We start from the raw sequence: 14,098 nt of genomic DNA on the forward strand, positions 1-14,098 counted from the left end.
GGCCGGTGCGTCCGCTGTCCATGGCGGGTGCGTCCGCGGCCGCCCGCTGTTCGGCGGCTTCTCCGCCGGCGGCGCGGCGGGCCGTCGTCAGGGGCGGTGGCCCCGGCCCCTCGGCAGCTCGCCCAGGTCCACCGCGCGGTGGATGGTCCCGGCCAGCTCCCGAGCGTCCTCGGTGAAGGTGTCCACCGTGATCGTCCGGCCGTCGCGCAGGCAGAGGGTGAAGCGGAGGCCCATGCCCCGCGCCTCGGCCAGGGGGCGTCCGTCGTCGGCCGTGGCGGAGCCGATCCTCTCGATGTCCGTCCAGGGGATCAAGGTGGCGTGACCCGCGACCCGGTGGGTCAGCCCCCGCTCGTGCACGTCGAAGCACTGGTCGCGGGTGCGGAGCGCCTGCGTCAGCCGCCACACCCCGAGTCCCAGCCCGATCAGCCCCACGCCGAGCAGCAGCCCCGCCAGTTCGGGTGCGCCGTCGGTGGTGCCGATCGAGGCGACGGTCACGGGGACGCCGAAGGCGAGGCCGACGATCCCGGTGGCCACCAGAGCGCCGGCCGTCCGTAAGCGCCGGCCGCCGTCGGTGCGGTGTTCGCGGACGAATCCGCCCAGTTCCCGTGCGGCCTCGGTGCGTCGCATCGCCGTTCCCCCCGTCGTGGACCCTCGAATTCTGCCCGAACGCGGGGCCGGTGTCAGGGGTTCGGACGGGCGCATGCCGCGGGCCCGCGGCCGGTCCGCTCCCCCGCCGCGTGCACGTACGCGGGAGGAGCGTTCCTGCCACGGGCCCGTGGGGGAACCGGACCGGTCACGGACCGGTCGGGAGGGTCGGTCAGAGAACGCCGGACTCGGCGATGGTGACCTTGGCGCGGGTGCGGCCGCTGGAGGAGCCGAGCGCCTCGATCTTGCGGACCAGGGCCATGCTGTCCTCGTCGGCGACCTCGCCGAAGACCACGTGCTTGCCGTCCAGCCACGGGGTGAGCACCGTGGTGATGAAGAACTGCGAGCCGTTCGTGTTCGGGCCGGCGTTGGCCATCGAGAGGAGGCCCACGCGGTCGTGCTTGAGCGTGAAGTTCTCGTCGGCGAACTTCTCGCCGTAGATGCTCTTGCCGCCGGTGCCGTCGCCGCGGGTGAAGTCGCCGCCCTGGAGCATGAAGTCCGTGATGACGCGGTGGAACGACGAGCCGGCGTAGCCGAAGCCCTTCTCGCCGGTGGCGAGCGCGCGGAAGTTCTCCGTCGTCTTGGGGACGACGTCGTCGAACAGGTTGAACGTGATCCGCCCGGCGGGCGCGTCGTCGATGGTGATGTCGAAGTAGACCTTGGTTGTCATGGTGACATCCTCACATTCCTGGCAACCGCAGGCGAAACCCGGGTGGGGTCGGCACGTCGGGATGTCCGGTTTCCTTCCCCTCGCGTTCGCTGCCGGCTCAGTGGACGCCCGTCTCCAGGCACAGGCTCCAGCGGCCGGGCGGGCCCGTCAGGGTGAGGGTGGACAGGGGGCGCACCTCGACGTTCCAGTACGCGGAGGGCGGGGCGTTCAGGGCGTAGACGAGGGCGGCGCGGATCACCGCGGGTTCGGCGACGGCGACGGCGAGGGTGCCGTCGGCGGGGCGGGTGTCGAGCCAGCCCCCGACCCGCCCGATGAATTCGAGCATGGTCTCGCCACCGTGCGGGGCGCTGCGCGGGTCGGCGAGCCAGCGGTCGACCGCGGCCGGTTCGCGGGCGGTCACCTCGCCCGGAGTGAGCCCGCGCCAGCGCCCCATGTCCCAGTCGCGCAGCGCCGGCTGGGCCATGGGCGCGAACCCGAGGGCGTTCCCGGTCGCCCGGCTGCGCGGGGTGGGCGAGCAGTAGCGCAGCTCGGCCGCGCCGAGCGGGACGAGCGCGTGGGCGACGAACCGCACCTCGTGCCGGCCGTCCTCGTCGAGCGGCCGGTCGTCGTCGAAGCGTTCGGCCGATCGGGAGGAGCCGCGTGCCGCTGCCACCAGGGTGACCCGAAGCGTCATGGCGGGATCGTGGGGCCGAACGCCTGTTTGGTCAAGAGGGCCTGCGGGCCGGAACACGTCGTTCAGCCACCCGGCAGCCCGTCGAAGGCGGTACGGAGACGGCGGACGCCCTCCGCGATCTCGCCCGCTCCGGAGACCGCGGCGAAGCTCAGGCGGACGTGTCCGGCCGGGGGTTCGGCGCAGAAGTAGGGGCGGCCGGGGGCGATGGCGACCGAGGCGCGCAGGGCGGCCGAGACGACGGCCGGCTCGTCGGTCCGGGTTCCCGCGCCACCTCCCGGCAGCCGGAGCCAGAGGCTGCCGCCGCCCGCCGGGAGGTGCGGCAGCGTGAACTGCGGGAGCCGGGCGGCCAGGGCGGTCGCCATGGCTGTACGGCGGTGGCGCAGCTCGGTGGCGACGGCAGCCAGGTGGCGGCCCCAGGACGGTGCGCCGACGAGTTCCAGCGCGGCTTCCTGGAGCGGCCGGGGCACGAAGAAGCTGTCGACGACCTGGATGGCCCGCAGGCGCTCCAGCACCGGCCCCCGCGCGGCCAGCGCGCCGACCCGCAGGCTGGGCGAGGTCACCTTGGTCAGCGAGCACACGTGGACGACGACACCCTCGGGATCGTCGGCGGCCAGCGGTGCCGGGAGCGGTCCGGCGTCGTCGTGGACGAGCCGCCGGGCGAAGTCGTCCTCGACCACGAACGCCCCGGCCGCACGGGCGATGGCCAGGACCTCCGGGCGGCGGGCGGGTGCGAGGGTGGCTCCGGTGGGGTTCTGGAAGAGCGGCTGGGTGACGAAGACCCGCGCACCGGTGGCCCGGAAGGCGGCGGCGAGCAGTTCGGGGCGGACCCCGTCGGCGTCCATCGGGACGGGTACGGGGCGCAGCCCGGTGGCGCGGGCGGCGGCGAGCATGCCGGGGTAGGTGGGCGACTCCACGAGCACCGGGGCGCCGGGCGGGGCGAGCGCGCGCAGCGCGGTGGCCAGCGCGCTCTGGCCGCCCGCGGTGATCAGGACGTCGGCGCCGGAGACGGCGGGGCCGATCTCGCGGGCGAACCAGGACCGCAGTTCGGGCAGGCCATCGGTCGGCGGGCGGCCCCAGGCACCCGGTCTGCGGCCCGCGCGGGCCAGCGCGGCGGAGAGCGCGCGCTCGGGCTGGAGCGAGGCGTGGAGGTAGCCGCCGTTGAATTCGATGACGCCGGGGGGTGGTGCGGAGAGCGTGACCAGCACCCCGGAGGCATCGACCGTACGCGGCACCACCTCGGGCCCGCCGTCGCCGCTCAGCGACACCTCCTGCCAGGACGTGTCGCCCGGGGCGGGCAGCGCGGTGCGGGGGTGGGCCCGGAAGGCGCCGGAGCCGGGGCGGGTGGTGACGAGCCCTTCGGCGGCGAGCTGGGCGATGGCACGGGAGACGGTGACGGGGCTGACCCGGAACCGTTCGACGAGGGCCCGACTGGACGGGAGCTTTCCACCTGGGGAGTAGCGGTTGAGCTCGGCCCGCAAGGAAGTGACCAGTTCGGCAACGCTGCTACGCTCTTGCATGAGAGCACAGGATAGCGCTACCGCACCTTCATCGATAGCGGTCGTCGAGTCGCCGACCGAACCGTCCAGCGCCCCGGTCGCCGCTTCTGCGGCTCCCCGGACGAGCGCGTCGGCGGCGGCCGGGAACGGGCCGGTGGGCGGCCGGAGCGGCACCGTTCTCGCCGGGCTCGGCGTCGTGGCCTTCTCGCTCACCTTCCCGGCCACGGCGTGGGGGCTGGAGAGTTTCGGCCCCTGGTCACTGGTGGCGCTGCGCAGCGTGCTCGCCGCCCTGGTGGCGGGCGGCGTGCTGCTGGCCGCCCGCGTACCGTTGCCCGCCCGCCGCCACTGGGCGGGGCTCGCCGTCGTCGGGGGCGGGGTCGTGGTGGGGTTCCCGCTGCTGACGACGCTGGCCCTGCAGACCTCCACCACCTCGCACGCGGCCGTGGTCGTGGGCCTGCTGCCGCTGACCACGGCGGTGCTGGGGGCCCTGCGGACCGGCGAACGGCCCTCGCGGCTGTTCTGGGGCGCGGCGCTGGCCGGGGCGGCCGTGGTGATCGTCTTCACCGTGCGGGAGAGCGGCGGGGCCCTGGCCTCCGGCGACCTGTACCTGTTCGGCGCACTGCTGGTGTGCGCGGCCGGGTACACCGAGGGCGGCCGGCTGGCGCGGGTGATGCCCGGCTGGCAGGTGATCGGCTGGGCGCTGCTCCTGTGCCTGCCGCTCGGGGTCGTGGGCAGCCTGGTGGCGCTGCCGTTCGAACCGGTCCGCCTGACCGCGCACGGCGTCGTCGGCCTGGTCTGGGTGGCCGCCGGATCGACCTTCCTCGGGCTGTACGTCTGGTACCGGGGCATGGCGGCGATCGGCGTGGCCCGCGCCAGCCAGCTCCAGCTCGCCCAGCCCCTGCTGACGCTCGTGTGGTCCTTCCTCCTGCTCGGTGAGGAGATCTCGGCCGCGGCCCCGGTCGCGGCGGTGGCCGTCCTGGTCTGCATCGCCGCCACCCAGCGGGCCGGCCGCCGCGCAGCGCGCGAATCCCCGACCGTACGGCCACAGACGCGCGAATCCCGGACCGCACAGTCATAGACTTGTCGACACGGGCACCGTCTTCGTCCGACGGGTCCCGCCTCTCCCTGTGAGGAGGTCGCTCCCGATGGAGGCACACAAGGGCGACCGGCTGCTGACGCACGGCAGGACCGTGGGGCGGCACGACCGGGTCGCGGAGATCGTCGAAGTGCTCGGCGACGGGGGCACTCCCCCGTACCGGCTCCGGTTCGACGACGGCCATGAATCCCTGATGTCACCCGGCCCCGACAGCGTCGTCCAGCACCGCGAGACGCCGGAGGAGGACGGGCGACAGCGATAGGAACGACGGGGCCGGGGTCCGGGCGGCCGCCCGGACCCCGGCCCCGCAGACCGCTACGACCGGCCCCGCCGCGGATACGCGTTCCCCCGGTCCGGGAGGCGCCGGACGCGGTCCCTGTAGTGGTCGGCCACCACGCGTCGCATCGCGCCGATCCGGTCCGTCATCACGCTCCTGCCGGAGAAGTAGATGTGGCCGCCCACCTCCTTGTGGTCCTTGCCGAGGGTGAGGTGGCGGGACAGCTCCGCCGGGTCCTGCCACGCCTCCGCCTGGGCCGGGTCGCCCGCCTTGTACAGCGCCTCGCCCACGTACAGATCGACGCCGGTCCCCCGCACCGTCCGGCTCCACCAGGCGAGGACCTTGGCGTAGTCGGCCGCGCTCTGCCCGATGTGCCAGTAGATCTGCGGGCAGATGTAGTCGATCCATCCCTTCCTGACCCATTTACGGGTGTCGGCGTAGAGGTCGTCGTAGGTCTGCACGCCGGCGCGGGTGTCCGAGCCCTTCGGGTCGGTCGCCGCGTTGCGCCAGACCGCGAAGGGGCTGATACCGAAGCGGACGTGCGGCTTGACCGCCCGGATGCGCTCGCCCGTCTCGCGGACGAGCCGGTCGATGTTGTCGCGCCGCCAGGCCGCCCGGCCGGCGAACCCGCCCCCGTACCGCTCGAACTCGGCGTCGTCGTCGAAGGTCTGCCCGGCCACCGGGTACGGGTAGAAATAGTCGTCCCAGTGCACCGCGTCGATGTCGTAGCGGCGCACGGCGTCCAGCATCGCGTCCTGGACGAAGCGGCGGACCTCAGGGAGACCCGGATTGTAGTAGAGCTTCCCGCCGTACGGTACGACCCAGTCCGGGTGCTTGCGGGCCGGGTGGGAGGGCACCAGACGGGACGGGTCCGTGTGGTTCGCCACCCGGTAGGGGTTGAACCAGGCATGCAGTTCCAGGCCCCGGTCGTGCGCCGCGCACACCGCCGTGCCCAGCGGGTCCCAGCCCGGATCCCTGCCCTGCGTGCCGGTGAGACAGGCGGCCCACGGCTCGTGGGGGGAGGGCCACAGGGCGTCGGCGGTCGGCCGGACCTGGAGCACCACCGTGTTGAGCCGCAGCTCGACCGCCCGGTCCAGGTACGCGAGCAGTTCGGACTGCTGCCGGGCCGCCGTGAGCCCCGGCTTGGACGGCCAGTCGATGTTGGCGACCGTGGCGATCCACATGCCGCGCACCTGACCCGCCGCCGCCCCCGGCAGGCCGCCGCCTCTCCTTCTCTCCACCGGGGAGGCGGCCGCTTCTCCCGCCGTCGTCATCGCCGCCAGCAGCCCGGCCGCACTCAGCACGAACGCCCTCCTCGCCAAGCCCGTTCGCCGCATCCTGGCCCACCTCTCTCCACCGTGATCCCGCATCTGATCGGACTGGCTCTACGTAACCGCATCCTTCCCATCCGTAGCGGTCGTGACCCGCGGGCCGTCCGGGTCGCGGTGCGGAGTAACGTCGTGGGGTCGAGGCGGGCACCGGAATCACACGGGACCCTGCGATACGGAGATCAGCGAAAGGCACGAGGTGACGGACCTTATGGCCGACATTGCACGCGTCGGAGTGGTGGGCTGCGGCCAGATGGGCGCAGGTATCGCGGAGGTGTGCGCGCGCAGCGGCCTCGAAGTGAAGGTCGCCGAGACCACCGGCGAAGCTCTGGAGATCGGCCGCACCCGTCTGCACAACTCCCTGTCGAAGGCCGCCGAACGCGGCAAGATCACGGCGGAGGAGCGGGACGAGACGCTGGGCCGGCTGAGCTTCACCACCGACCTCGGGGAGTTCGCCGACCGCGATCTCGTCATCGAGGCCGTCGTGGAGAACGAGCAGGTCAAGACCGAGATCTTCCAGGTGCTCGACCAGGTGGTGACCCGGCAGGACGCGATCCTGGCCTCCAACACCTCCTCGATCCCGCTGGTGAAGCTGGCCGTCGCCACCTCGCGCCCGGACCGGGTCATCGGCATCCACTTCTTCAACCCGGCCCCGGTGCAGAAGCTCGTCGAGCTGATCCCGGCACTGACCACCTCGGACGAGACGATCGCGCGCGCCGAGGCCGTCGTCCAGGACGTGCTCGGCAAGCACCCGATCCGCGCCCAGGACCGGTCCGGGTTCGTCGTGAACGCGCTGCTGATCCCGTACCTGCTCTCCGCGATCCGGATGTTCGAGTCGGGTATCGCCAGCCGCGAGGACATCGACAACGGCATGGAGATGGGCTGCGCCCACCCGATGGGCCCGCTCAAGCTGGCCGACCTCATCGGTCTGGACACCGTCGCCTCGGTCGCGGACTCCATGTACGCCGAGTACAAGGAGCCGCTGTACGCCGCTCCCCCGCTGCTCCAGCGCATGGTCGACGCGGGCCGCCTCGGCCGCAAGACGGGGTCGGGCTTCTACGCCTACTGACCCTGCCAGCTGCGCCGCACACGCCGGTGGGTGGGCTCCGAAGACCTCGGAGCCCACCCACGGTCAGCCGGACGTCCACCGCCCACCGGCACGGGTGGTGATCAGCGTGCGTCGCTGCCCGAGTCGGGGCCGACGTAGATTTCCGTCCCGTCGGATCCCCAGACGCGCGTGTATCCGCCGCTCGGGGCCGACACGACGAGGTCTCCCTCCTCCAGCGAGACCATCCCGTCCGTCTTCTCGGCGAACCACTCCACGGTGAGGGTCTCGCCCGGCTTCAGAGAAACCTCCTCCGCTGTGGGCTCGAACACCACGGCCATGTCACGGTCGGCCCGGATAAGGAATCGCATTTCCATCCTCAGAGGTTGTCCATGTAGTACTGGAAGAGGTCGGCCCTGTAGCGGGCGCTCGGGTTCACTTTTTCGGGGTTGTTCGGGTGTCTCGCCGACGCCGATTTATGAACGTCGGCGTAGAAGTTCCGCCATGTCCTGGCGTCGTCCACGGTAAGACCCACGTCGCGCATCTTGCCCACCTGGTCGGACGTTCTCAACTTGAGTGCGGCGTCTTTGGAATTGCCGCCCCACGCGGCCTTCCCGAAGTCGTTGCGGGTGGCGAAGCCCAGCCTCTCCCACGTTCCGTCGAGCGTCTCCTTGTCCGGAACATCCCAGTTATCTTCCTTGCCCTTGGGCGCGTCCGGCTTGGCCTTCTTCTTGGCGGCGCCGAGTATCCCCTTGACCGCCTTCTTGACCAGGCCCCCGATGTTGAAGAGCGTCGCGGCCTCCGTGAAGTCCTTCCCGGAGTCGTGCGCCTTCGAGTCGGTGTCGACTCCGTGCTTCTCCTCGAATTCCTTGACCTTGTCCTCGGCGCCGCCGCAGTTGGCTCCGAACCAGCACCACGGTTCCGTGGCGTATTCGAGGAAGTCGAGGGTCGCGCCCCCGACCTCGGCGGCGCCTCCGACCACGTCCTTGACGCTGCCTTCGGCGCGCGGGTCCGGGGGCTCGTTGCTGTCACAGATCCCGTAGTTGCGCTTCACGAGCGGGCAGGAGTCCGCGCTCGCCTTCGAGACGTGGCTCGCGCTTCCCATGGTGGTCATGCCACCGGAGCCGGACGACCCGCTGCGCACGTTGCTGACGTACGTCCTGATCGCGTTGATCAGACGGATGATCGCCCGGATGATACGGAAGATGGCGCCGAAGAACTTGCCGTCCGGGTCGGCGAAGGTCACGGGGTTGTTGTTGCTGTAGGCGTACCCGTTGATCTGCTGCGGGTCCTTGAGATCAGCGATCGGGTCGACGCTGATGAATCGCCCGGTGGACGGGTCGTACTCGCGGGCGCCGAGATGGGTCAGGCCCGTGGGGTCCTGGGTTCCGTTGACGAAGCCCCGGGTGCCGGCCCACGCCCGGGGCGCCGACCCCCGCGCTTCGCCGAACGGGGTCATGTGACGCCGCGTGACCTGCTGGGTCGCCGCGTCCACCTGAACCCCGGCGGTGCCGTTGTGGTCGCTCGCCGTCCAGGTCAGCGCGTCGGGCGTACGGACGGCGACGACCTTGCCGCCGTGGGTGTAGTAGCGGGTCGCCGCGACCTCGCCGCTCGCCTGGTCGAGACGGAGTTCGGTCTCCCCCAGATAGAGCGTGCTACCGGTCCTGTCGCGGCGGATGAGCCGGTTGCCGTCGGCGTCGTTGAGATAGGAGGTGGTGGTGCCGTCGGCCTCGGTGACCTTGGCGAGTGTCCCTTCCGGGTTGTCCCAGTCGAGCGTCTGCTTCTTTCCGCCGACCGTCCGGGTCTGGGTGTTCCCGGCGGGGTCGTAGGTGTAGCTGGTGCCGGTCCTGGTGCCGTCCGCCCGTGTCGTCTCCGTCGAGGACAGCGCGTGCGGCCGCGGCTGGTCACCGGTCTTGTAGGTGTACGTGGTCGTCGCGGGGCCGCCGGCGGCCAGATGGTTCGTGACCGTCTCACGGTTTCCGGCGCTGTCATAGGTGAACGACTGCCAGTACGGCGCCGGCCCGCCCACGTTCGCGCTCGCGGGCGTGGTCGCGCAGCTCGTGGTCGCGGTCCAGGCCGACCGGAGCCTGCGGTGGCCGTCGTAGGCGAAGCACTGCTTGTCGCTGGTGGCTCCCGCCCGTTCGTCGACCTCGATCGGGTTGCCGGCCGGGTCGTAGCGGTAGTTGACGTCGGAGTCCGTTCCCGTGTTCGACTCGGACACGACGGTCTGACGCGCGAGGCGCTTGGTGCCGTCCTCGTAGGAGGAATTGACCTCGGTCCACTTGGCGGTGGAGGAGACGCCGAGCGTGACGCGGATCTGTTCGCCCGCGGGCAGGTAGTCCGTGTTCTGGACGATCCCGGTCAGGCCCTTGAGCGTGTCCGGGCTGCCCTGGTCGGTGTAGCCGTAGTCGAGGACCTCCGTGGCCAGGCCGCCCATCGCGGGGATGGTGCGCTTCTGCAGGCTCCCGTCGAGGTTGTAGGCGTTGGTGAGGGTCCAGGTGCCGGAGCCGGCGAGCGCGCCCTCCGCCTTGCTGATCGTGTACTGCTCCTTGAGGACGCGGTTGAGCTTGTCGTAGCCGGCGTTGGTGGTGGCGTACACGTCACCGCTCTTGCCTCCCACGTACCGGATGGCCGAGGTGAGCTGCCCCTTGGCGATGGTGTCGTAGGACCAGCGCGCGAGGTACTTGGCGTCCTCGGGCGCCGGCCTGCCGTCCACGACCGGCACCTTGCCGTCGAGCTTTCCGGTGCGCCTGCCGAGCAGGTCGTAGGTGTAGCCGAGCGTCTTCTTGCGGTTGTCGGTGGTGGATACCACTTGGTCCAGCGCGTTGTACTCGGTCGTCGAGGTCCCGGAGTCGGGGTCGGTCGACGTCGTCTCCCGGCCGAGGAAGTCGTACGCGTACGACCATGTGTTCTGGTCGTCGTCCTTGACCGTGGTCGTACGACCGGCGTGGTCGTGGCCGTAGGTGAGCCTCGTGAAGTCGCTTCCGGCCGTGTTCCCGCTGTACTCCAGCTTCTCGACCAGCCGGCCGCGCGCGTCGACCCTCTCCTTCACGGCCGGGGCGCCGGCGGGCGGCTCCACGAGCGTGGCATCACCGAGGTAGGTGTTCCTGGTGCGCGAGAACTCCTTGCCCAGGGCCATCGACTTCTCGACCGTGGGCCGTCCCGCACCGTCGTAGGTGACCTCGGTGCCACTGGGAGCGGCACTGAGCAGGGTGGCGAGCTTGCCCTCGGGCGCCGTGGCGTCGATGTAGTCCGCCACCGTCCCGACCTCGAGACCACGGCTGTCGTACGTGGTCTCGGTGATGATGCGGCCGGTGCCTACGGCCGCCGGCGCCTGGGTCTGGCGGGGCCTCAGCAGGGCGTCATAGAGGGCGTAGGAGGTGCGGTACGTGGTGCCGTCGTTCTTGAGGGTCTTGGTGGCGACCCAGCTGCTGGTGGTGTTCTGGATCCGGTACTCGAACGTGTGCGACGGGGCGTGGCCCGTACCGCGGTCGCGGTCGGCGAGCCAGACGTCCGTCAGCCGTCCGAGGGCGTCGTAGGCCAGTTCGGTCCGGTTGCCGTTCGGGTCCGTCGTGAGCTTCCTCAGGCCCCACTCGGGCGCGAGGTCGTTGGTGACCGTGTGGCCCAGGGCGTTGGTCTCCACCGTCTTCGTCAGCGGACCACCGGTGGCAGGGGTGTACTCGGTGTGCTTGGTGCGTGTGCCCGCGCCGTCGAACTGGTCGACGGGGCGGCCGAGCGCGTCGTAGGCGGCCGTGCTGACGGTCTGGAGGTCGGCGACGCCCGACGAGTAGCCGGTGACGCGCTGCGTGCGGGTGACGTCGCCCTTGGTCGGCGCGGCGCCCCATGCCTGGTTGTCGAAGGCGGCCCGGACGTCGGAGACGACGTCGGTGGTCTTCGGGTCACCGGTACGGACGGGCGTTTCCGAGCAGCCCGCCGAGACCTTCTCCACCCGCTTGGGCAGGTTCAGGATCCACGCCCCGGTGTTGGGCGCGTACTCGGTGCGGGTGCAGTCCTTCTGGCCGGCCGCGTCCTGCTCCTCGGTGAGGGTCAGACCGCTGGCGGGGTCGAAGGTCTTCCTGGTGGTGACGGTCATCTCGCCGCCCGCGGACAGCGCCGTGCGGCTCACGGCCGTGCCGGTGCGCACCAGGTGGGCGTTGACGGTGCCGTAGGGGTGCGTGTCGGTGGCGGTGGTGGCCGACCACGGGGTGTTGATCGTGGCGCTGACCTCACCGCCGTCGGTGCCGTTGTAGGTGATCTGCTCGCGGACCTGCCCCGCGAACTGTTCGGAGTCCGTCCTGGCGTCCCCCCGGGAGTCGGTGACCGTCTCCTTGCGCGTGGTGCCGTCGGACTGCTTGTCGCCGTCCATGCCCCGGTAGTACAGGGCAGTGCTCTTCGAGCGCGTGCCCGCGGGCTCGCCGGTGGTCGTGGTGACCTTCTGGTAGCCGCGCCAGATACCCCAGGTGCGGTACTTGGCCGGGGTGATGGGCGACTCGTCGTCGTAGGCCCAGGCACCCCCACCGCTGTAGGTGTAGTCGGTCTGCTTCAGCGGGGCGCCGCCGGTCGGATCGGACTCGGTGACCTGGGTGACGACGTACTTGTGGAACCAGTCGGTGCGCGGCTTCGGGTCGGTGCCCGGGGTCGGGTTCGACGGCGGGATCCACTTGACCGGATAGCAGCGCCTGGTGTTGGCGTCCAGCTTGTCGGGGATGCCGGTGTCGGCGAGGCAGTCCTCGGTGGAGTGGTTCACCGTCAGGACGGAGCCGGATTCCGAGGTGATGGTCCGTACCCGCCACTTGATGAACGGGGCGATGTCGTCACCGGTCTTGTCGACACGGTTGTGCAGCTGGATTCCGCTGAACGTGACCGGCGGCAGCGCGACGTCGGTACCGGGCTTGCCCGTCTGCTGGATCGAGTTCAGCCACAGGCCGGCGCCGGAACCGTCCCCCGGATCGGGGAAGGATTGCTTCAGGCTCCACGTGTTGACGTCGAGATAGTCGGTGTCCGCACCCGTTCCGCTGCCGTCGAAGACCTGGGTGGTGACCTGTGTCAGCCTCTTGCGGCTGAAGAACGACGGGGCCGGCTGGTCGGTGCACGGCTTGTCGGCGGCACAGATCTGGTCGTAGGGAACGTCCGGCCAGGCGTTGCGGTTGGCATCGGTCAGCGACGCGCAGGTCTCTTCGCCGGTGACCTGCAGGCAGCGCTCGGCCACGGTGAACTGGACGCGGGCCGCGGGCGGCTGGGTGGTGGAGAAGAGGGCGTCGTCGCGCTGACCGTAGTCGATGCGCTTGAGGTGGCCGCCGCGGGTGTAGGCGCTGCCGTTTCCGGTGGTGCCGTTCTTGGCGTAGTAGTTGGTCTCCTTGCCGTACCAGTACGTCATGGCGTTGCCGTGCGGGTCCACGACGTAGTCGAGGTTCCAGCGCCAGGCCTGGGAGAGCGAGCGGTCGGCGAAGCTGCCGCCCTTGTCGTGGCCGGGCTCACCGGAGTCGTCACCGAAGACGGGGACGGTCCAGGTCGAGCCGGTCTCGGGCTTGCCGGTCGTCCAGCCGGGCAGCCGGTTCTTGCCGAACACGTACTGCGTCCCGTCGGTGGAGGTCACCGTCCAGAACTCACCGTTGTCGTCGCCGTTGGTGGCGCCGGTGCCGTGCACGATCCGTTCGCCGTCGTCGCTCTTGGGGCGCCACGTCTTCCTGGTCTCGTTCCAGACCAGGGGGGTGGACTTGCCGTTCAGCACGAGGGAGGCGTTGTTCTCCTTCCAGCACTGGTCGTACTTCTTGTCCTGGCCGTCGTCCTCGCAGCTGCCGTACGCCCGCTCGATGTACGAACCGGACAGGTCGAAGCCCTCGCCGACCCAGGACGGCTGACTGCTGGTGGACGAGGTGCGTCCGTCCACGCTCTGTGCGGAGTAGCCGATGGACAGGTTGGGCGCCGGGCCGGCCGGAGCCGGCGGGGCGTCCAGCGGGTAGCTCCAGGTGAAGTCGCCGTTGGATCCGCCGGCCGACCAGGTGGAGGAGGCCGACAGCGGGGTCGCCTCGTACGTGCCCTGGTCGGATCCGGCGGCGGCGGAGACGGCCAGTACGGTCACGCCGGAGCCGGCCGCGGTGGCCGCGGGGGTGGTGATCTGCGCCGTGAGCTGCTGCCGCTCGGTGTTGTTGGCGCCCGTCACCGGGGAGACCTTGCGGCAGGCCGCCTCGGTGGGTGCGGTCAGGGCGCACGCGGGGAGCCGCACCACCCGCAGCCGGGAGGACCAGTTGCCGCCGAACGCGTGGGCGAATCCGCTGTAGTCGATGGTGGCGCCGAGAGCGGCGGGGGCGTTCTCGCCGTCGGCCCGGCGCACGCTGAACACCAGGCCGTCGACGCCGAGTCGCCGCGTGGTCCTCCGGTCCAGCACATCGATCCTGGCCTGCTCCGGTACTCCGGTGCTCCTGGCCGCGCTCAGGCCCCGTTTGCCGCTCACCGCTCCGGGCCGGGACAGGGCGATGGGGACTGCGGCGGCCTTCGCCTGCCGCTTGCCGGACTCGGGTATGTCCAGCGTGACGGAGTCCGCGGCGGGCCAGGTGGTCTTCCGCGCCGCCTGCTCACGTGTCTTCCTCGACGCGGCGGCCGTCGGGTCCTTGATCTTCTCGGTCTTCGGAACGAACCGTTCGGCTGTGCCGTACTCGGCTTTCTGCAGTGTGCCGTGGTCTCGTTCGACAGCCTGTACCGGGGCTGCTCCGAGCAGGGTGGCGATGACTGCCGAGGACACGGGCAGAACGACGGCCGCCAAGCGGCGGCGGCCGGCTCTGCTCCACGCCCATCGGCCGTGCGGCCCTGAGGTACGCCTGGACACGGGAATCTCCGCATTCTGAAGGGCGCGGTGCCGCACACCGGT

General features: G+C 71.1%; 10 protein-coding genes. 3 read left to right on the forward strand and 7 right to left on the reverse strand.

The window, feature by feature from the left end:
• Positions 1–87: 87 nt before the first annotated feature.
• From QFZ71_RS03870 to QFZ71_RS03885, 4 genes are all read right to left on the reverse strand, one after another.
• Positions 88–627: a hypothetical protein gene (locus QFZ71_RS03870; RefSeq protein WP_307666839.1), complete on the reverse strand. Its 540-nt coding sequence runs from the start codon at positions 625–627 to the stop codon at positions 88–90.
• Between the two features lie 190 nt (positions 628–817).
• Positions 818–1,315 (reverse strand): peptidylprolyl isomerase, encoded by a 498-nt coding sequence (locus QFZ71_RS03875; RefSeq protein ID WP_307666840.1) that lies wholly within the window; start codon positions 1,313–1,315, stop codon positions 818–820.
• 97 nt (positions 1,316–1,412) lie between these two features.
• Positions 1,413–1,988: a histidine phosphatase family protein gene (locus tag QFZ71_RS03880; RefSeq protein WP_307666841.1), complete on the reverse strand. Its 576-nt coding sequence runs from the start codon at positions 1,986–1,988 to the stop codon at positions 1,413–1,415.
• A gap of 62 nt (positions 1,989–2,050) precedes the next feature.
• The gene (locus QFZ71_RS03885) at positions 2,051–3,505 is read right to left on the reverse strand and encodes a PLP-dependent aminotransferase family protein (RefSeq protein ID WP_307666842.1); all 1,455 of its coding nucleotides are present in this window, start codon (positions 3,503–3,505) and stop codon (positions 2,051–2,053) included.
• Between QFZ71_RS03885 and QFZ71_RS03890 the strand changes: the two genes are divergently transcribed.
• Both QFZ71_RS03890 and QFZ71_RS03895 read left to right on the forward strand, forming a co-directional pair.
• Positions 3,504–4,562, forward strand: a complete 1,059-nt coding sequence (locus QFZ71_RS03890; RefSeq protein WP_307666843.1) for a DMT family transporter — start codon at positions 3,504–3,506, stop codon at positions 4,560–4,562. The two genes, QFZ71_RS03885 and QFZ71_RS03890, sit on opposite strands and share 2 nt — an antisense overlap.
• Before the next feature lie 67 nt (positions 4,563–4,629).
• The gene (locus QFZ71_RS03895) at positions 4,630–4,842 is read left to right on the forward strand and encodes a DUF1918 domain-containing protein (protein ID WP_307666844.1); all 213 of its coding nucleotides are present in this window, start codon (positions 4,630–4,632) and stop codon (positions 4,840–4,842) included.
• Between the two features lie 53 nt (positions 4,843–4,895).
• Here QFZ71_RS03895 and QFZ71_RS03900 read toward each other — a convergent pair whose 3' ends face one another.
• Entirely contained in the window at positions 4,896–6,161 is a 1,266-nt protein-coding gene (locus tag QFZ71_RS03900; protein WP_307666845.1) for a glycoside hydrolase family 10 protein, read from the reverse strand.
• Positions 6,162–6,396: 235 nt separating this feature from the next.
• Here QFZ71_RS03900 and QFZ71_RS03905 point away from each other — a divergent pair, with 235 nt between their 5' ends.
• Entirely contained in the window at positions 6,397–7,254 is an 858-nt protein-coding gene (locus QFZ71_RS03905; RefSeq protein WP_307666846.1) for a 3-hydroxybutyryl-CoA dehydrogenase, read from the forward strand.
• 101 nt (positions 7,255–7,355) lie between these two features.
• On the opposite strand, the gene QFZ71_RS03910 is transcribed toward QFZ71_RS03905, so the two are convergent.
• Positions 7,356–7,601: a hypothetical protein gene (locus tag QFZ71_RS03910; protein WP_307666847.1), complete on the reverse strand. Its 246-nt coding sequence runs from the start codon at positions 7,599–7,601 to the stop codon at positions 7,356–7,358.
• An 8-nt stretch (positions 7,602–7,609) separates the two neighbouring features.
• Positions 7,610–13,972 (reverse strand): RHS repeat-associated core domain-containing protein, encoded by a 6,363-nt coding sequence (locus tag QFZ71_RS03915; protein WP_307666848.1) that lies wholly within the window; start codon positions 13,970–13,972, stop codon positions 7,610–7,612.
• Between the last annotated feature and the right edge of the window lie 126 nt (positions 13,973–14,098).

The sequence above is a fragment of the Streptomyces sp. V2I9 genome, assembly GCF_030817475.1.
GTDB lineage: Bacteria > Actinomycetota > Actinomycetes > Streptomycetales > Streptomycetaceae > Streptomyces.

Excerpts from the sequence above, each read along its gene's own strand:
- QFZ71_RS03870 (WP_307666839.1), bottom strand. The coding sequence starts at position 627 with ATGCGACGCACCGAGGCCGCACGGGAACTGGGCGGATTCGTCCGCGAA.
- QFZ71_RS03875 (WP_307666840.1), bottom strand. The coding sequence starts at position 1,315 with ATGACAACCAAGGTCTACTTCGACATCACCATCGACGACGCGCCCGCC.
- QFZ71_RS03880 (WP_307666841.1), bottom strand. The coding sequence starts at position 1,988 with ATGACGCTTCGGGTCACCCTGGTGGCAGCGGCACGCGGCTCCTCCCGA.
- QFZ71_RS03890 (WP_307666843.1), top strand. The coding sequence starts at position 3,504 with ATGAGAGCACAGGATAGCGCTACCGCACCTTCATCGATAGCGGTCGTC.
- QFZ71_RS03885 (WP_307666842.1), bottom strand. The coding sequence starts at position 3,505 with ATGCAAGAGCGTAGCAGCGTTGCCGAACTGGTCACTTCCTTGCGGGCC.
- QFZ71_RS03895 (WP_307666844.1), top strand. The coding sequence starts at position 4,630 with ATGGAGGCACACAAGGGCGACCGGCTGCTGACGCACGGCAGGACCGTG.
- QFZ71_RS03905 (WP_307666846.1), top strand. The coding sequence starts at position 6,397 with ATGGCCGACATTGCACGCGTCGGAGTGGTGGGCTGCGGCCAGATGGGC.
- QFZ71_RS03910 (WP_307666847.1), bottom strand. The coding sequence starts at position 7,601 with ATGCGATTCCTTATCCGGGCCGACCGTGACATGGCCGTGGTGTTCGAG.